At 64.4% G+C, this 16,129-nt stretch carries 18 protein-coding genes and 2 pseudogenes; 11 read left to right on the top strand and 9 right to left on the bottom strand.

Translation table 11 applies throughout. The annotated features are described in order from the left end of the window. Positions 1-18: 18 nt before the first annotated feature. The 3 genes from H0I86_RS23705 to H0I86_RS23695 form a co-directional block, all read right to left on the bottom strand. Entirely contained in the window at positions 19-1,440 is a 1,422-nt protein-coding gene (locus H0I86_RS23705) for an MFS transporter (RefSeq protein ID WP_180922393.1), read from the bottom strand. Between the two features lie 183 nt (positions 1,441-1,623). Then, the gene (locus H0I86_RS23700; RefSeq protein WP_180922392.1) at positions 1,624-2,253 is read right to left on the bottom strand and encodes a glutathione S-transferase family protein; all 630 of its coding nucleotides are present in this window, start codon (positions 2,251-2,253) and stop codon (positions 1,624-1,626) included. 83 nt (positions 2,254-2,336) lie between these two features. Next, positions 2,337-2,768, bottom strand: coding sequence for a PACE efflux transporter (locus tag H0I86_RS23695; RefSeq protein WP_009050378.1), 432 nt, complete (start codon positions 2,766-2,768; stop codon positions 2,337-2,339). Between the two features lie 148 nt (positions 2,769-2,916). Between H0I86_RS23695 and H0I86_RS23690 the strand changes: the two genes are divergently transcribed. After that, positions 2,917-3,840 (top strand): LysR family transcriptional regulator, encoded by a 924-nt coding sequence (locus H0I86_RS23690; RefSeq protein WP_124309344.1) that lies wholly within the window; start codon positions 2,917-2,919, stop codon positions 3,838-3,840. 40 nt (positions 3,841-3,880) lie between these two features. Here H0I86_RS23690 and gntR read toward each other — a convergent pair whose 3' ends face one another. Beyond that, a complete protein-coding gene (gntR, locus tag H0I86_RS23685) occupies positions 3,881-4,912 on the bottom strand; it encodes an HTH-type transcriptional regulator GntR (RefSeq protein ID WP_180925902.1) in 1,032 nt (343 codons plus the stop codon). A 215-nt stretch (positions 4,913-5,127) separates the two neighbouring features. Here gntR and H0I86_RS23680 point away from each other — a divergent pair, with 215 nt between their 5' ends. Further along, positions 5,128-5,661 (top strand): gluconokinase, encoded by a 534-nt coding sequence (locus H0I86_RS23680; protein WP_007925131.1) that lies wholly within the window; start codon positions 5,128-5,130, stop codon positions 5,659-5,661. A gap of 83 nt (positions 5,662-5,744) precedes the next feature. After that, the gene (locus tag H0I86_RS23675; RefSeq protein ID WP_023966738.1) at positions 5,745-7,097 is read left to right on the top strand and encodes a GntP family permease; all 1,353 of its coding nucleotides are present in this window, start codon (positions 5,745-5,747) and stop codon (positions 7,095-7,097) included. Between the two features lie 183 nt (positions 7,098-7,280). Here the strand turns inward: H0I86_RS23675 and alaC are convergent, their stop codons facing one another. Continuing rightward, on the bottom strand, positions 7,281-8,492 hold the full coding sequence (gene alaC / locus H0I86_RS23670; RefSeq protein WP_007925133.1) for an alanine transaminase: 1,212 nt from the start codon (positions 8,490-8,492) through the stop codon (positions 7,281-7,283). Positions 8,493-8,749: 257 nt separating this feature from the next. Here alaC and H0I86_RS23665 point away from each other — a divergent pair, with 257 nt between their 5' ends. From H0I86_RS23665 to H0I86_RS23655, 3 genes are all read left to right on the top strand, one after another. Then, positions 8,750-9,412 (top strand): LysE family translocator, encoded by a 663-nt coding sequence (locus H0I86_RS23665; protein WP_007925134.1) that lies wholly within the window; start codon positions 8,750-8,752, stop codon positions 9,410-9,412. A gap of 65 nt (positions 9,413-9,477) precedes the next feature. Next, positions 9,478-9,966, top strand: a complete 489-nt coding sequence (locus H0I86_RS23660) for a GyrI-like domain-containing protein (protein WP_180922391.1) — start codon at positions 9,478-9,480, stop codon at positions 9,964-9,966. A gap of 308 nt (positions 9,967-10,274) precedes the next feature. Then, entirely contained in the window at positions 10,275-10,772 is a 498-nt protein-coding gene (locus tag H0I86_RS23655) for a GNAT family N-acetyltransferase (protein ID WP_180922390.1), read from the top strand. A gap of 156 nt (positions 10,773-10,928) precedes the next feature. Here H0I86_RS23655 and H0I86_RS23650 read toward each other — a convergent pair whose 3' ends face one another. Continuing rightward, positions 10,929-11,534 carry a pyridoxamine 5'-phosphate oxidase family protein gene (locus H0I86_RS23650; RefSeq protein WP_180922389.1) on the bottom strand — a complete coding sequence of 202 codons (606 nt, stop codon included), beginning with the start codon at positions 11,532-11,534 and terminating at the stop codon, positions 10,929-10,931. Positions 11,535-11,554: 20 nt separating this feature from the next. Continuing rightward, on the bottom strand, positions 11,555-12,040 hold the full coding sequence (locus H0I86_RS23645) for a GNAT family N-acetyltransferase (protein WP_023966728.1): 486 nt from the start codon (positions 12,038-12,040) through the stop codon (positions 11,555-11,557). A gap of 196 nt (positions 12,041-12,236) precedes the next feature. Here H0I86_RS23645 and H0I86_RS23640 point away from each other — a divergent pair, with 196 nt between their 5' ends. From H0I86_RS23640 to H0I86_RS23625, 4 genes are all read left to right on the top strand, one after another. Further along, positions 12,237-12,671 (top strand): YybH family protein, encoded by a 435-nt coding sequence (locus H0I86_RS23640; protein ID WP_180922388.1) that lies wholly within the window; start codon positions 12,237-12,239, stop codon positions 12,669-12,671. Positions 12,672-12,738: 67 nt separating this feature from the next. Next, positions 12,739-13,083, top strand: coding sequence for a YciI family protein (locus H0I86_RS23635; protein ID WP_180922387.1), 345 nt, complete (start codon positions 12,739-12,741; stop codon positions 13,081-13,083). A gap of 55 nt (positions 13,084-13,138) precedes the next feature. Beyond that, positions 13,139-13,630: an SRPBCC family protein gene (locus H0I86_RS23630; RefSeq protein ID WP_180922386.1), complete on the top strand. Its 492-nt coding sequence runs from the start codon at positions 13,139-13,141 to the stop codon at positions 13,628-13,630. Then, positions 13,630-14,880, top strand: coding sequence for an RNA polymerase sigma factor (locus tag H0I86_RS23625; protein ID WP_180925901.1), 1,251 nt, complete (start codon positions 13,630-13,632; stop codon positions 14,878-14,880). The genes H0I86_RS23630 and H0I86_RS23625 overlap by 1 nt, the downstream gene beginning before the upstream one ends. Positions 14,881-15,043: 163 nt before the next feature. Here the strand turns inward: H0I86_RS23625 and H0I86_RS23620 are convergent. Continuing rightward, positions 15,044-15,310 (bottom strand): annotated as a pseudogene (locus tag H0I86_RS23620) (LysR family transcriptional regulator); the annotation flags it as partial. 3 nt (positions 15,311-15,313) lie between these two features. On the opposite strand from H0I86_RS23620, the pseudogene H0I86_RS23615 reads away from it, so the two are divergent. After that, positions 15,314-15,439: pseudogene (locus tag H0I86_RS23615) on the top strand (chlorhexidine efflux transporter); the annotation flags it as partial. A gap of 12 nt (positions 15,440-15,451) precedes the next feature. On the opposite strand, the gene H0I86_RS23610 reads toward H0I86_RS23615, so the two are convergent. Further along, entirely contained in the window at positions 15,452-16,099 is a 648-nt protein-coding gene (locus H0I86_RS23610; protein ID WP_180922385.1) for a TetR/AcrR family transcriptional regulator, read from the bottom strand. Between the last annotated feature and the right edge of the window lie 30 nt (positions 16,100-16,129).

Here is a 16,129-nt window from a genome sequence, read left to right as displayed (position 1 = left end):
GCGGCCAGCGGCGACCGGTCAAGGGGGGGCGATGTTCTCCAGGGCCAGGTTGCGGGTGCGCGGGCCGAAACGGCCGATGGTGAACATCACGATCAGCATGCTGCCGACAATGAACGCCAGGACCCCGGGGGTGCCGAAATGATCGAGGAAAAAGCCGATCAGCAGGCTGCTGAACACCGTCGACAGGCGGCTGAACGAATAGCAGAAACCCACCGCCCGGGCGCGGATATTGGTGGGGAACAGCTCGCTCTGATAGGAGTGGTAACTGAAGCTCAGCCAGGCGTTGCAGAAGGTGATCATCACCCCGCAGACGATCAGACCCAGGGCCGTGCTCTGCCAGGCGAACAGGGTGCCGAAGGTCATGGCGCCGAGGGCCGAGCCGACGATCTGCCACTTGTTCTCGAAGCGGTTGGCGAACTTGACGAACAGCAGCGGCCCCAGCGGATAGGCGAGGGTGATGATGAAGGCGTACATCAGGCTGTGGGTGACGCTCACGCCCTGGCCCGAGAGCAGCGCCGGCAGCCAGTTGCCGAAACCGAAGAAACCGATGGCCTGGAACACATGGAACACGATCAGCATCAGCGCCCGGCGCCGATAGGGCGGTTGCCAGATATCGGCGAAGCGACCCGAACCCTGGACGCCGAGGGCTTCGGACTGCGGAGTGTCCAGCGGCTTGCCGCGGTCCTTGGCGCAGCGTGCCTCGATGCCATCCATGATCCGCTCGGCCTCGGCGAAGCGCCCATGCTGGGCCAGCCAGCGCGGCGACTCCGGCAGGCGGGAGCGCAGCCACCAGATAAACAGCGCGAACACCGCGCTGGCCAGCACCACCCAGCGCCAACCGGCGATGCCGAACGGGTCTTGCGGCACCAGCCACCAGGACATCAGCGCCACCGCCGGCACCGAGAGAAACTGCACGAAAAAGGCAAAGGCGAAGGCAGAGCTGCGCATGTGCTTGGGCACCAGTTCGCAGAGGTAGGCGTCGATGGTCACCAACTCGATGCCCAGGCCGATGCCCACCAGAAAGCGCATGCCGATGATCCCCAGGGCCGAGGTCTGCACGCCCATCAGCACCGTGGCCACGGTGTACCAGATCAGGGCGAAGGTGAAGATCGCCCGGCGCCCGAAGCGGTCGGCGATCGGGCTCAGCAGGCTGGCGCCGAGGAACAGGCCGAGAAAGGTCGCCGAGGCAAAGGCCGCCTGGTCGGAGAAACCGAACACGCCCTGGCTGCCAGTGGCGAAGATCCCGTCGCGGATCAGGCCGGGGCTGATATAGGCAGTCTGGAACAGGTCATACAGCTCGAAGAAACCGCCAATGGACAACAGCGCCACCAGGCGCCAGACCGTGGCGACGGCGGGCAGGCGATCGATGCGGGCGGAGATATCGGCGGCGCGGAGCGGGTCGAGGCCGTCGGTAGCGACAGTGGGGGCGAGGGACGACATGGGCGGGATTCCAGGTTTCGGTGAAGAGGAATCTTAGCTGGCTAACGGAAATCAATGATTGTGAATGCTGGCCCGGAAGGTGGGTTGCACGCTGATTTATTGTCGTATTTCGTTACATCTTGGCGGTTTGTGCCGCAGCAACAACCCAAGCGACATCCAGCGTCTGTAGGAGCGAGAGGCGATTCAGGGAATGCCATTGCGTCCATGCAGCAGGAAAGCCGGACGCTCGCTGAGGCGTTGATAGTAGGCGGCGATGGCGGGGAAGTCGGGGCGCTCCATGGGCGTCATCATCCAGCGATGCACCGACAGCCCCAGGACGATATCGGCCAGGCTGAACTGCTCGCCGAGCACATAGGCCCCGGTGCTCGCCAGTTGCTGTTCGAGCAGGGCCATCTTGGCGTTCCAGCCGCGAAGGCCGGCTGTGATCCGCTGCGGGTCCTGAAAGTCCGGGTTCTGCCGGACCAGGGCGACGAAGGCGTAGCTCCACGCGGGATTGAGTTCCGTGGCCTGCCAGTCCATCCATTGCTCCACCAGCGCCCGGGCCCGAGGCTCGCCGGGCAGCAGCCGTTGCCCGGCGACCTTGCTGGTCAGGTAACGGCAGATGCTGTTGGATTCCCAGAGCGCGCCGGCGTCATCGATCAGCACCGGCACCTGGGCGTTGGGGTTGAGCTTGAGAAACTCCGGCGTGTGGGTCGACTGGAAGCCGCTGCCCCAATCCTCGCGTTCGTAGGACAGACCCAATTCCTCGCAGGTCCACAGCACTTTTCTGACGTTGATCGACGAGGCTTTACCGAGAATTCTCAGGGTTCCCATGGGAGCTTTCCTTGGCGGGTGAAGGGCCCTGGAAATCTAACAGTGTGCCCCGCCTTAGGCGATACCGATTTGCGCCGGGATGCTCAGGCCGGGTCCGGCAGCGCCGACGCCGGCAGGCCGAAGACCCGATCGAACAGCCAGTTGAAGACGAAGGTGTAGCAGGGGATGAACAGGATCAGCGCCAGGTCCAGCAGGAAGGCCTGTACCAGGCTGATGTGCATCCACCAGGCGATCAACGGAATCAGGAACAGGATCAGCGTCAGCTGGAAACCCACGGCGTGGGCGATCCGCCGCTTGACCGTGCGGGTCCGCGAGACCTGGCGGCTTTCCCAGCGCTCGAACAGGCTGGTGTAGATGAAGTTCCAGGTCACCGCGATGCTGGTGATCACCACCGCCAGCGGGCCGGTGCTGCTCGGCGAGGTGCCGGACAGCAAGGCCAGGCCCAGGGCCGAGAAAGTCATGCCGAACACCTCGAACAGTGACACGTAAACCAGTTTGCGCTTGATGCCTTGCATGCTTTTTCCTCCGCGTTCGTTGGCCCGGGCCGCTCCTTTTGCAGGAATGGCTGGCGAATGCGGCGCAAGATAGCTTCAATATGCCTGACAGAAAAAGTTAGAAGCTTTCAGGTTTTCTGATAGATCGACATCCTAGGCAGGCGTCCCCATGAATTTCTCCAGCGACAGCATCCAGTTGTTTCTCGCCGTGCTCGAGCGCGGTTCGTTTTCCGCGGCGGCGCGGGCCCTGGGCAAGGTGCCGTCGGCGGTGAGCATGGGCATCGCCAACCTCGAGGCGGAGCTGGGCTATCCCTTGTTCGATCGCAGCCATCGCGAGCCGGTGCCCACTGCCATGGCCAATGCCCTGGCGCCCCACGCGCGGCTGATCGCCGAGCAGCTCAAGCACCTGCAGGTGCATGCGGTGGAGTTGTCCCTGGGCCTGGAAAGCCGGCTGTCCATCGGCGTGGTCGAGGACATCGACAAGTCCCGGGTGCTGGCGGCGATCAAGCTGATCGCCGAGCGCCATCCGTTGCTCGACATCGAAGTGCTGAGCGCGCCCCAGGACGATGTGTTGCAGCTGCTGCACAGTGGCCGGATCGCGGTCGGCGTGGCTTTCGCCGGGCTCAGCCTGAATGTGCTGGAGTATTTCCAGTACGTCGGCAGCGAGCGGATGATCGCCTGCATTTCCGCGCGCCATCCGTTACCCGAGGCGCCGGACGCCACCCTCTATCTGGAAGAGCTGGTCAATGTCCGTCAGGTGGTGGTCGCCAGCCGCGACCTGCCGATCCGCGACACTCGGCCGCTGATCGCCGAGTCCTACTGGCGCACCGACAGCCTGGCCATGGCCCTGGACATGGTCGAGTCCGGCATCGGCTGGGGCAACTTCCCGCAGTCGGTGATCGCCCCCTTGCTCAAGGCCGGAAGGCTCAAGCGCCTGACCTTCAAGAACATCGACAACGGCCTGCTGCTGCCGGTGCACGCGGTCTGGCTGAAGAACCAGCCCCTGCAAAAGGCTGCCCAGGCGTTCGTGCGGTTGCTCGGGGGGCAGGACCCGGCGCTGGCTTCGCCGGTTCATGCGGAGATGAAGCCGTAAGCGCGCCTGACTACAACGCCGGACGGGCTTCGCGTGCGGCTCAGGTGCTCTCGCGCACCTTCAATTCGAAGCCCATATCCACTACCGGCTTGGCCACGCTGTTGCCGGCCATCAGGGTCAGCAGCTGTTCCGCGGCGCGGCGGCCGATGGCTTCGCGCGGGGTGCTGATGCTGCTCAGGCGCGGCACCATGTGCGCCGAGGCGGGCAGGTCGTTGAAGCCCATCACCGCCACTTGCTCGGGGATCCTGATGCCGCAGCGCATGGCTTCCAGCAGGGCGCCGTGAGCCAGGTCGTCGTTGCCGAAGAAGATTGCGTCGACGTCCGGGTGGCTGTGCATCAGTTGCAGGAAGAGTTCACCGCCCAGGCCCACCGACGAGGGGCGCGGGGTGAGGACTTCCAGTTGCGGGTCGTAGAGGCCGGCTTTTTCCAGGCCGCGGCGGAAACCCTCACCGCGCATCAGGGTGCGCTGGTCGAGCTGGGCGCCGATGTAGGCCAGGCGCTTGCGGCCGCGGGAGATCAGGTGCTCGGCGGCGGTTTCCCCGGCGTTGTGCTGGGAGAAGCCCACGCAGTTCAGGCCGGCCTCGGGGTTGAGGTCCATCATGTAGACGCAGGGGACGTTGCTGGCTTCGACCATCCGTCGGGCATTTTCGGTCCGGTCGAAGCCGGTCAGCAACAAACCTCGTGGCTGGTAGGCCATGTAGTTGCGCAGCAGGTTTTCTTCTTCGTCGGGGGAATAGTGGAAGTTGCCGATCAGCACTTCGAAGCCCTTGGGCCGCAGGACCTGATGAATGGCTTCCAGGGTGTCGATGAACAGCAGGTTGGACAGCGACGGCACCAGCACCACCACCGAATGGCTCTGGGCCGAGGCCAGGGCGCGCGCGGCGGGGTTGACCACGTAGTTGAGTTCGCTGGCGGCCTTGCGCACCTTTTCCACCAGTTCGGTGGCCACTGTGTCGATGCCGCGTAGCGCTCGCGAGGCGGTGATCGGGCTGACGCCGGCCAGGCGCGCGACTTCGTTGAGGGTAGGGCGCCCCGTGGTGCGGGTATTTTTATCGTTCTTGGAGGAGGTCATCAGACGGCTTGCCAAACAAAATTCAAGTCACTAAGGTAGCGCTGTCTCGAAACAGCTGCAATGCGTGAGCGCGGTCGGCCTGACCCGCACTCTTTGGTTTCGCGGCCTATATACGCGGCAACCCACAAAAATGACAAGAAGGCGTCGGCAGAAACTATTTTTGCCCTAGAGTTTCGAAGAGCGAAGGTAGCGCTGTCTGCGCGCTGAGGTGTTTCATGAGTCAACCCATCACCGCCCTGGTCATCATGGGCGTTGCCGGCTGCGGCAAGTCCAGCGTCAGTGAAGCGCTGTGCCAGCGCAGCGGCGCCACGGCCATTGAAGGCGATACGTTCCACCCTGCCGCCAATATCGCCAAGATGAGTGCCGGTATTCCCCTGAACGACGACGACCGTGCCGGCTGGCTCGACAGCCTGTGCGACGAGTTGCGTCGTGCCCTGGCCGCCGGACAGCGTCCGGTGCTGACCTGCTCGGCGCTCAAGCGCAAGTACCGCGACCGCCTGCGCAGCGCCACGCCCGGCCTGGGCTTCGTTTTCCTGCAATTGACACCACAGGTGGCCGCCGATCGCGTGGCCCACCGTCCGGGGCATTTCATGCCTTCGACCCTGATCGACAGTCAGTTCGCCACCCTCGAATCTCCCGTGGGCGAACCCCTGACCCTGGCATTGGACGCCACCATCCACAGCGTTGACCGGCTGGCCGAACAGGCCCATGGCTGGTGGCTGGAGCACGGGCTGGACTCATCCCGATAAGCTTCGGTTCACCTAGATAGCGCTATCCCACTCGGCTCACGTTTTTAACGCTTGAATAAAAACAACAAACCGGAGGCAACCCCATGTTTGGCATGTCCCAAGAGACCTATCTGCTGGTAGACGCAGTGGTCACCATTATCGGGCTGATCGTGCTGATCACCCGATTCAAGCTGCATCCCTTCATTGCCCTGACCATCGCCGCGGGTTTCCTCGGCCTGACTTCGGGCATGCCGGTGGACAAGATCATCAAGGCGTTCCAGGACGGCTTCGGCGGTGTACTCGGTTTCGTCGGGATCATCCTCGCGCTGGGCACCATGCTCGGCAAAATGATGGCCGAATCCGGCGGTGCGGATCAGATCGCCCAGACCCTGATCCGCTCGTTCGGCAAGGAGCGGGTGCAGTGGGCGATGATGTTCGCCGCCTTCCTGGTGGGCATCCCGCTGTTCTTCGAGATCGGCTTCGTGCTGCTGATCCCGCTGGTGTTCATCGTCGCCCGGCGCACCGGCGTGTCGATCATCAAGATCGGCATCCCGCTGCTGGCCGGCCTGTCCGCGGTGCACGGCCTGGTGCCGCCGCATCCGGGCCCGCTGCTGGCCATCGGCGTGTTCGGCGCCGACATCGGCAAGACCATTCTTTACGGCCTGATCGTTGCCCTGCCGACCGCGATCATCGCCGGTCCGATCTACGGCACCTTCATCGCCAAGCACATCCCGGGTCATCCGTCCCAGGAACTGGTCGATCAGCTGGCGCGCGAGAACACCTCGGCCAACCTGCCGAGCTTCAGCGTGACCCTGCTCACCGTGCTGCTGCCGGTGTTCCTGATGCTGCTCAAGACCTTCGCCGACGTAGCCTTCCCGGACGGGCATTTCTTCCGCATCTGGATGGACATGATCGGTCACCCGATCAGCGCGCTGTTGCTGGCCTTGCTGCTGTCGCTCTACACCTTCGGTTCGCGCCAGGGCATCGGCTCCCGGCAGATCCTCAAGCTGCTCGACGCCAGCCTGGCGCCGACCGCGGCGATCATCCTGATCATCGGTGCCGGCGGTGGCTTCAAGCAGATGCTGGTGACCAGCGGCGTGGGTGACGTGATCGGCCACATGGCGGTCAACGCGCAGATCTCGCCGATCCTCCTGGCGTGGCTGGTAGCGGCGGTGATTCGCATCGCCACCGGTTCGGCGACCGTGGCGACCATCACTGGCGCGGGCATCGTGGTGCCAGTGGTCGGCATGATTCCTGGGGTGAACCGGGAGCTGCTGGTGCTGGCCACCGGTGCCGGTTCGCTGATCCTGTCCCACGTCAACGACGCCGGTTTCTGGCTGGTGAAGCAGTACTTCAACATGACCGTGGCGGAAACCTTCAAGACCTGGACCGCGATGGAAACCATCCTCTCAGTGGTCGGCCTGATCTTTATCCTGCTGCTGTCGCTGGTGGTCTGACCCGAGCCCTGTAGCCGCTGCCGAAGGCTGCGATAAGGCTCCAAGAGCCTTCAGCGATTGCAAGATCGCTACCGGCCGTGCCGGCCGATCGCAGCCTGCGGCAGCGGCTACAGGGTTGGCAGACAGGCACAAAAAAACCGCATCGCTGCGGTTTTTTTGTGCCTGTTTATAGGGCGACGCGGATCAGCCTTTCTGCACCAGCCCATCGGCGCGGAACATGCCGCGGATACCGCGCACGGCCTGGCGGATGCGGTCCTGGTTTTCGATCAGGGCGAAACGCACATGGTCGTCGCCGTACTCGCCGAAACCGACGCCTGGCGAGACGCAGACCTTGGCCTCGGCCAGCAGCTTCTTGGCGAACTCCAGCGAGCCCAGGTGGGCGTAGGCCTCGGGAATCTTCGCCCAGACGTACATCGAAGCCTTGGGGTTCTCGACCATCCAGCCCAGCTCGTGCAGGCCCTTGACCAGCACATTGCGGCGCTGGCGGTACTGCTCGGCGATGTCTTTCACGCACTGCTGGTCGCCTTCCAGCGCGGCGATGGCCGCCACCTGCAACGGGGTGAAGGTGCCGTAGTCGTGGTAGCTCTTGATCCGCGCCAGGGCGCTGACCAGTTCCGGGTTGCCGACCATGAAGCCGATGCGCCAACCGGCCATGTTGTAGCTCTTGGACAGGGTGAAGAACTCCACCGCGATGTCCTTGGCGCCCGGCACCTGCATGATCGACGGGGCTTTCCAGCCGTCGTAGACGATGTCGGCGTAGGCCAGGTCATGGATCACCAGCACGTCGTACTGCTTGGCCAGGGCGATCACCCGCTCGAAGAAGTCCAGCTCGACGCACTGCGCGGTAGGGTTGGACGGGAAGCCGAGGATCATCATCTTCGGTTTCGGGATCGAGCCGCGGATGGCCCGTTCCAGTTCGTCGAAGAAGTCCACGCCCGGCACCAGCGGCACCGAACGCACCTGGGCGCCGGCGATCACTGCGCCGTAGATATGGATCGGGTAGCTCGGGTTGGGCACCAGCACGGTGTCGCCCTGGTCCAGGGTGGCGAGCATCAGGTGCGCCAGGCCTTCCTTGGAACCGATGGTGACGATGGCTTCGCTTTCCGGGTCGATATCGACCTCGTAGCGATCCTTGTACCAGCGCGAAATGGCCCGGCGCAGACGCGGAATACCCTTGGAGGTGGAGTAGCCGTGGGTGTCTTCGCGCTGGGCGACGGTGACCAGTTTCTCGACGATGTGCGGCGGAGTCGCACCGTCGGGGTTACCCATGCTCAAGTCGATGATGTCTTCGCCGCGCCGACGCGCAGCCATCTTCAGCTCGGCAGTGATATTGAATACGTAGGGGGGGAGTCGATCTATGCGCGCAAAGCGGCGCGGCGAACCTTGTTCGGCCATTGTTGCCTCGGAGTACGTGAGCGCCCGGAACCGTCCGAGCGACGTCGGCCACTGCGGTGGCCTGGGGGCAGACGATAAGGGCAGTGGTGCCAGGCTGTCCAGAGGGGGGCGGCAACTATTTTTTTCGCCGGCAGCGGCGCTGCCTGGACAGGGATTCGCATCGTCGTGGCGGGATTCGCAGCCTGCGCATTGTGTTTGCCGGGCCCGCCCGCGTTAAATACCCCCCACTCGAACAACCGCATCGAACAGGATGAATGATGGAGTTTACCAGCGGCTTTCTGCTGAGCCTTTCGCTGTGCCTGGACATAGGCGTGGCCAATATCGCGATGATTACCCTGGCCATGCAGCGTGGCTACTTCCAGGGTTTCTGCCTGGGCCTGGGCACCTGTGTCGGTGACCTGGTCTACGCCGTGCTGGCGCTGGCCGGCATGACCGTGCTGCTGCAGTACGAGGCGGTGCGCTGGGTGTTGTGGATCGGCGGGTCGGCGCTGCTGGTGTACTTCGCGGCGAAGATGATCTATTCGGCGATCCACCACAGCGCGGTGCTGGCCGAGGCCGGCGAGGTGGACAACGGTTCGCCGCGCAAGGAGTTTTTCCGCGGCATCTTCCTGGCCATGTCGTCCCCCAGCGCGATCCTCTGGTTCGCCGCGGTGGGCGGGACCCTGATTGCCCGTTCCGGTGGCGGCGACCTGCTCAGCTCCGGGCTGTTCCTCAGCGGTTTCTTCTGCGCCGGGCTGGCCTGGGTCGTGGGCCTGTGCTTTGCCGCGACCCAGGGCGGCAAGCTGCTGGGCGACAAGTTGTTGCGCTATTCCTACCTGGCATCTGCGGCGATCTTCTGCTATTTCGCGGTCTACGTGATCCTGTCCGGTTACCAGGAATTCATCGTCGGCGCGGCGGTCGCGGAGCTTCCTGCGCTCTGACCCAGCGATTCGGCTTTGGCCTCTATACTCCCTGCCGAACCCATTTTTCAGGCAGGAGTTGCATCATGGATGAGCAAAAACAGGTCAGCGGGCCGGTGCCGCGTTTCGAGAAAGGGCGCTTTCTGCTGATCGCCGGTCTTGGCGGGCGTTTCACTCCCGAGACGACGCAGCGCATTCCTGAACTCTGGGAGCGCTTTATCCCGCACCTTGGCAAGGTCCCCGGCCAGGTGGGGGAGGTGACCTACGGCCTCTGTTGCAACCCCGACGGCCAGGGCGGCTTCGAATACATCGCCGGGGTCGAGATCAGCAAGCTCGACGACCTGCCCGAGCTGTACCGCTGGGCCGAGGTGCCGCCACAACACTATGCGGTGTTCGAGCACAAGGGGCCGCTGGCGAGCCTGCCGCAGACCTTCCAGTACATCTGGAAAACCTGGCTGCCGCAGTCCGGGCGTGAAGCCGCTGATGCGCCGGAATTCGAACGCTACAGCGCCGATTTCAACCCCGACACCGGCCAGGGCGTGCTGGAAGTCTGGCTGCCGCTCAAGGAGCAGTGAGTCGCGGGCCGGGCCTGCGACGGGCCCGGTCATTTGCCCTTGCCCGGCCGGCGGGCGCGCCACAGGTCGATGGACAGGGTGACAAAACCGAACGCACTGATGCCGAACAGCACCAGCAAACCGATCTGAACATTGCTCATGGCGACTTCCGTACTTGACCAGGATGGGATTGATTGAGCCCTGATAAATAACCCGGTCGGCGCGCGGATGACAGCGACTATATGCAGGTTTTACGGGCTTGCCGCCGTTCGATATGCAAGCCTTATTACTGTATGATCAGCGGCATTTCCCATGCCGATCTGTTCCCCATGACCTTATCCAGTCTGTTGACCCGTCAGGTCGCCGCCGCTGACCTGGACCGTTGCTTCGCCATCGAAACCCTGGCCTACGAAGGCGACGAAGCCGCCACCCGGGAGAAGATCGCCACCCGCATCGCCACCTGGCCCGAGGGTTTCATCGTCGCCGAGGTGGAGGGCGTGGTGGCCGGCTTTATCAATTCCGGCGCGGCCTTCGAGGTCGAGATGGCCGACGAGGCCTTCAAGGAACTGATCGGCCACGACCCCGCCGGCCCTCACGTGGTGATCATGTCGGTGGTGGTGCATCCGGACTATCAGGGCCAGGGTGTTTCCCGGCGTTTGCTGGAGGCTTTTATCGAGCGCATGCGCGGCCTGGGCAAGGCCAGCATCAACCTGATGTGCAAGGAGCGGCATGTGCCGCTGTACGAGCGTTTTGGTTTCGTCTACCTCAAGGCCTCGGCGTCGGACCATGGCGGCATGGCCTGGCATGAGATGGTGCTGGAGTTGTGAGATCGAAGGGCTGCGGCGAGGCAGCCCTTTTTTTTGCCTGTCATTTTGTAATGCCGCGGCGCAGGAGCGAGGCTTGCCCGCGATAGGGACGCTGCGGTCTGGCTGATGTACCGCGTTAGCCTTCATCGCGAGCAAGCTTCGCTCCAGCAGAAGCATTCAATACAGGCTGTTGCGCACCCGTTCCGGCATTTCCCGGTCGTAGCGGTCGGCGTCGAACTGGCCGTCGCAGAGGCGCTTGAGGATCGCGCCGGCCGAGGGCAGGGCCGAGCGTTCCAGATAGCGCTCGGGGTTCCACAGGTCGGAACGCACGATGGCCTTGGAGCAGTGGAAGTAGGCCGCCTCGATGTCCACCAGGATCACCGTGCGCGCCGGCTTGCCCTTCACCGCGAAGCTCTCCAGCAGCGCCGGCTCGGCCGAGATCCGCGCCCGGCCGTTGACCCGCAGGGTCTCGCCGATGCCCGGGATGATGAACAGCAGGGCCACCCGCGGGTCGCTGACGATATTGCGCAGGCTGTCGATGCGGTTGTTGCCCGGGCGGTCGGGCAGGGCCAGGGTGCGCTCGTCGACGATCCGCACGAAACCCGGGACATCGCCGCGGGGCGAGCCATCCATGCCGTCGGGGCCGACGGTGCTCAGGATCACCAGCGGCGAGGCGCGCACCATGGCCTGGTAGTCCGGGTTGAGGAAGGGGATTTCCTTGCGCACGGCCCGTTCGAGGGGGTGGCCGTAGATCGCTTCCAGTTGCTCGAGGGTGGTCAGCATCATGCTTCTCCTGGGTAACGTCAGAAAATCAGGGCCAGGCGGCGTTCGTAGCCGATGCGGCCCCGGTAGGCCTCGCCGCTGTCGACCCAGCCTTGCTTCAGGTAGAGGTTGAACGCCGCTGCGTTGTCCGCGTCCACCGACAGCATCAACCCCTTGATCTCCGGCCACGCCTGGCGCGCGGCGGCGGGCAGGGCTTGCAGGCAGGCGCGGCCGTAGCCCTGGCCCTGGACCCGGTGATCGACCTGCAAGGCATGCAGGGTGGCGGTGTCGGGGTCGGCCCAGTGGGGCAGGAACGGCGGGCGCTTGAGCAGCAGGAACGCCACCGGGACTTCGTCGGCGAGCAGGGCGAAGCCCTTGATCCCGGGCTCCGGCGCCTTGAGCAGGGTATGCAGCGCGGTGTAGATATCACCGGAATAATTCTTCTGCTGCGGGTGCACTTCGAGCGCGTCGAGCTGCTGCAATTGCGTGGCGTCGAGCTGTTCGTAGGGCACGAGTCGGGTGGTCACTGGGCTATCCATATCCGGGCACTGAGGGTGGGCTGTGGGAGTGGCGATTCTAGCGATTTTGCCCGGGGGCCCGGTTTTTTTTCCTGGCCTTGTCGATTTGCCGGGCGGCCAGACGACTAAGGGGGTCTTCAGGATTTAACGGTCGCCTCGGGCGGCCACCCTGAGCCCGTGTCACTCAATCGCAAGGAGAACTGCCATGAACGCCCAAACCACCGAAAGCGAAATCCGCAGCCTGATCGATGCCTGGCGCCAGGCCGTGATAGCCAAGGACATCGATCGGATCGTCAGCTACTACGCCGACGACATCACCTCGTTCGACGCCGTGACCGCGTTGCAATTCCAGGGCAAGGAAGCCTACCGTGCGCACTGGAAGGCCTGCATGGAAGTCTGCCCCGGCCCTGGCATCTTCGACTTCGAGCAGCTGCACATAGTCGGCGCCAGCGACATCGCCTTCGCCCACTGGCTCGCCCACTGCGGCGGCACCGACGACAAGGGCGAGACCAAGGCCTGCTGGATGCGCGTGACCGCGGGTTACCAGCGCCTGGGCGGCCAGTGGAAAGTGGTCCACGAGCACTGGTCGGCGCCGTTCGACATGCAGAGCGGTACCGCATTGTTCGACCTGCAACCCTGATCGTCGGGTTTTTCGCCAAAGCCTGAAACAGCAGCCATAGTTGATCAGCTCGATCGAGGAGAGCCCCATGAAATACCTATGCCTGGTCTACAGCGACGAACAGCTGTTGCACAGCCTGCCGGAGAGCCCGAAGGACGCCGAGTGCATGGCTTACGCCGAGTCGGTGCAGGGCAGCGGCCGGATGCTTGCCGCCGAGGCCCTGGAGTCGGTGCAGAGCGCGACCACGGTGCGCATGCGCGGCGGCCGGCTGTCGATCACCGACGGCCCGTTCGCCGAAACCAAGGAGCAGTTGGCCGGGTTCTACCTGATCGATGCCAAGGACCTCAACGAAGCCATCCAGGTCGCCGGCAACATCCCGGCGGCCCGGGTCGGCAGCGTCGAGGTGCGCCCGGTGCGCGAGTTGAATCCCTGATCGCCACCTTGGAAAAACGAGCTCTGGAAAAACAATCATAAGCAGGAGTTTCGCAATGACCGACCGCAGCCTGGGCCCTGCGCCCGCCCAATATGAGTTGTCCATCAGTCGCCTGATCGATGCGCCGCCCGGCAAGCTGTTCCGCGCCTGGACCGAACCGCAGTTGCTGGTGCAATGGTGGGGGCCCCACGGCATGACCACCCCCGAGTGTGAAATGGACCTGTGGGTCGGCGGCCAGTTTCGCACCCTGATGCGTGCCCCGGATGGCAACGAATACCCGACCATGGGCGTGTTCCTGGAGATAGTCGCGCCGCGGCGGCTGGTGTTCACCGACGCCTTCCTGCCGGGCTGGATTCCTTCGGCCAAGGCCTTCATGAGCGCCGAGGTGACCTTCGACGACCTGGACGGCAAGACCCTCTACACCGCCCGCGCCATGCACTGGAGCGAAGAGGACCGGCAGGCCCATGAAGCCATGGGTTTTCATGAGGGCTGGGGGCAGAGCCTGGATCGCCTGGAAAGCCTGGTGACCCGAGGCATGCCGGATTGATGCCGACGGCCGCGCAAGACAGCGTCAAGGCGCTGGTGGAGACGGTCTACCGCAACGAGTCGCGGCGGATCCTGGCGACCCTGATTCGCCTGCTGGGGGATTTCGACCTTGCCGAAGAAGCCTTGCACGAGGCGTTCTTCGTCGCGGTCGAGCGCTGGCAGCGCGACGGCGTACCGGACAACCCGCGGGCCTGGCTGGTGTCGGCCGGGCGTTTCAAGGCCATCGACGGTTTGCGTCGGCGGGCGCGCTTCGCCGCGTCCCAGGCGGCGCTGGTCAGCCAGCTCGAAGAGCTGGAGCAGGCTGACTGGAGCGAGGAGGACCTGGAAGACGACCGCCTGCGCCTGATCTTCACCTGCTGCCACCCGGCGCTGGCGGCGGATGCCCAGGTGCCGCTGACGTTGCGGGAAATCTGCGACCTGACCACCGAGGAAATCGCCCGCGCCTTTCTCTCGACGCCGGCCACCATCGCCCAGCGCATCGTGCGCGCCAAGGCCAAGATTCGCGATGCGCGAATCCCTTATCAGGTGCCGTCCCTGGGCGAGCTGCCCGAGCGCCTGGACAGCGTGCTGCGGGTGATTTACCTGGTGTTCAACGAAGGCTATTCGGCGTCGATGGGCGCCGAGCTGACCCGCGATGATCTGACTCATGAGGCGGTCCGTCTCGGGCGCTTGTTGCTGGAACTGCTGCCGGAACCGGAAGTGATGGGCTTGCTGGCCTTGATGCTGCTGCATGAGTCGCGGCGTCCGGCGCGAACCTCGGCCACCGGGGAACTGGTGCTGCTGGACGAACAGGACCGCTCGTTGTGGGACCGCGAACTGATCGCCGAGGGCTGCGCCCTGGTGGAGCACGCCCTGGGCACCCGGCGTTTCGGCCCGTACTGCCTGCAGGCGGCGATCGCCGCGGTGCATGCCGAGGCGGCGACGGCCGGGGAAACCGACTGGCAGCAGATTATCGGCCTGTATGACGTGCTGTTGCGCGCCATGCCCTCTCCGGTGATCGAACTGAATCGCGCGGCTGCCATCGCCCAGCGGGACGGACCGCTGGCCGGCCTGGAGCGGGTCGAGGCGATCCTGGCCCGGGGCGAATTGCAGGATTACCACCTGGCCCATTCGGCGCGGGCCGAGTTCTGCCGGCAGCTGGGGCGGGCGGAGTCGGCGCGGCAGGCCTATCTGCGCGCCCTGGAACTGACCCGCCAGGAACCGGAACGGCGCTTTATCGAGAACAGGCTCGAAGCACTGAAAACCCTCTGAGTCGAATCCTGGCGAACCCTGTCGCCGCTGCCACAGGCTGCGATAAGGCCGAAGGCCTTAGGCGATTTTGAATACGCCGCAGCCGTTCCGGCCGATCGTCGCGACTATTCCAGCATCCGCCCCAGCAACCAGCTGCCCGCCGGCCAGGCGGATGCAGGCGCGATCACAGGGCATCGAGTTCCACCAGGCTGTTGGCGCCGAAACGCTCCACCAGCTAGCGGGGCAGGGGCGCCCAGCCAAAACCGCCCTGGGCCATTTCCAGCAGCATCAGGTAGCTCGGCGCCGACCATACCCGGCCCTTGGCCCGGCTGTCGTAGGGATTGACGATGGTCGCCAGGCGCAGTTCGCGGTGTTTTTGCAGTTGCGTCTGGTCGATATTTTTCAGTGCCGCCACGGGGTGATTGCGCGACACGAACAGGGCGATTTCCGTATGCAGGCGTTGATTCTCGACCTCGGCGTGCTGCTGTTCTTCCTGCCGTACACCTATGTCTATCACTGGGGTTACGACCTGGTGCGGGAGTGGTTGATGCTGCGCCGCCCGCTCGATCGCGCCAGTTGAAAACAGCAGGGGTCAGCGGGCGGCGTGGTGCCGCTCGATGGCCTCGAGGTAGGCCTTCAGCGCCCTGGGGACTTCCTGCAACAGCAAAATGCTCTTGAGCTGGCTATTCTCCAGAGCAACCTGGAACAGGCCGATGGGCAATCCGCGCATGGCCGTCACGTAGGCGTCGCGTTCCGTGGCGCTGGCGGTGGGCAGGCGCAGGGCGAGCATGCGGTCGTAGGTTTCCTGGATCCGCGCATGGACGTCCGGGGCCTGGAGCTGGCCGGGAGCGAAAGTGGGGCTGATCATCTGCAGCAGGTCGGGGTGGGTCTCGAGGTATTCCATGATCGGCATGATCATCCGGTCGATCACCTCCTGGCTGCTCGACTCGACCCAGGTGGCCGGATCGATGGCCAGGAGGTTGGCGGTGATCTGGTCGATGGCGTCGATATGGCGCTGGCCCAGGGCGTCGAGCACGCTCTGCTTGTCGCTGAAGAAGTGGTACAGCGAACCGATGGAGGTGCCGGCTTCGCGCGCGATGCCATGCATGGTCAGGCTGGCCACTCCCTGGCTGACCAGCAGGTGGGCGCAGGCGTCGAGAATCGCCGTGACCCGTTCATGGCCACGAGTCTGTTTCGGCGAGCGCGGGTTTTTGGCCGGGAGCATTTTTGAATCGTTCATGGTCTGAGAGGCGGCAAGGAGCATACATTA

Origin of the sequence: Pseudomonas chlororaphis subsp. aurantiaca (genome assembly GCF_013466605.1) — a bacterium.
GTDB classification, from domain to species: Bacteria; Pseudomonadota; Gammaproteobacteria; order Pseudomonadales; family Pseudomonadaceae; genus Aquipseudomonas; species Aquipseudomonas chlororaphis_I.
The sequence above is the reverse complement of the archived record's forward strand: the minus strand, read 5'-3'. Positions and strand labels throughout refer to the sequence as shown.

Excerpts from the sequence above, each read along its gene's own strand:
- H0I86_RS23625 (WP_180925901.1), top strand. The coding sequence starts at position 13,630 with ATGCCGACGGCCGCGCAAGACAGCGTCAAGGCGCTGGTGGAGACGGTC.
- H0I86_RS23680 (WP_007925131.1), top strand. The coding sequence starts at position 5,128 with ATGAGTCAACCCATCACCGCCCTGGTCATCATGGGCGTTGCCGGCTGC.
- alaC (WP_007925133.1), bottom strand. The coding sequence starts at position 8,492 with ATGGCCGAACAAGGTTCGCCGCGCCGCTTTGCGCGCATAGATCGACTC.
- H0I86_RS23630 (WP_180922386.1), top strand. The coding sequence starts at position 13,139 with ATGACCGACCGCAGCCTGGGCCCTGCGCCCGCCCAATATGAGTTGTCC.
- H0I86_RS23660 (WP_180922391.1), top strand. The coding sequence starts at position 9,478 with ATGGATGAGCAAAAACAGGTCAGCGGGCCGGTGCCGCGTTTCGAGAAA.
- H0I86_RS23695 (WP_009050378.1), bottom strand. The coding sequence starts at position 2,768 with ATGCAAGGCATCAAGCGCAAACTGGTTTACGTGTCACTGTTCGAGGTG.
- H0I86_RS23675 (WP_023966738.1), top strand. The coding sequence starts at position 5,745 with ATGTTTGGCATGTCCCAAGAGACCTATCTGCTGGTAGACGCAGTGGTC.
- H0I86_RS23610 (WP_180922385.1), bottom strand. The coding sequence starts at position 16,099 with ATGAACGATTCAAAAATGCTCCCGGCCAAAAACCCGCGCTCGCCGAAA.
- H0I86_RS23655 (WP_180922390.1), top strand. The coding sequence starts at position 10,275 with ATGACCTTATCCAGTCTGTTGACCCGTCAGGTCGCCGCCGCTGACCTG.
- H0I86_RS23705 (WP_180922393.1), bottom strand. The coding sequence starts at position 1,440 with ATGTCGTCCCTCGCCCCCACTGTCGCTACCGACGGCCTCGACCCGCTC.
- gntR (WP_180925902.1), bottom strand. The coding sequence starts at position 4,912 with ATGACCTCCTCCAAGAACGATAAAAATACCCGCACCACGGGGCGCCCT.
- H0I86_RS23665 (WP_007925134.1), top strand. The coding sequence starts at position 8,750 with ATGGAGTTTACCAGCGGCTTTCTGCTGAGCCTTTCGCTGTGCCTGGAC.
- H0I86_RS23640 (WP_180922388.1), top strand. The coding sequence starts at position 12,237 with ATGAACGCCCAAACCACCGAAAGCGAAATCCGCAGCCTGATCGATGCC.
- H0I86_RS23690 (WP_124309344.1), top strand. The coding sequence starts at position 2,917 with ATGAATTTCTCCAGCGACAGCATCCAGTTGTTTCTCGCCGTGCTCGAG.
- H0I86_RS23635 (WP_180922387.1), top strand. The coding sequence starts at position 12,739 with ATGAAATACCTATGCCTGGTCTACAGCGACGAACAGCTGTTGCACAGC.
- H0I86_RS23700 (WP_180922392.1), bottom strand. The coding sequence starts at position 2,253 with ATGGGAACCCTGAGAATTCTCGGTAAAGCCTCGTCGATCAACGTCAGA.
- H0I86_RS23650 (WP_180922389.1), bottom strand. The coding sequence starts at position 11,534 with ATGCTGACCACCCTCGAGCAACTGGAAGCGATCTACGGCCACCCCCTC.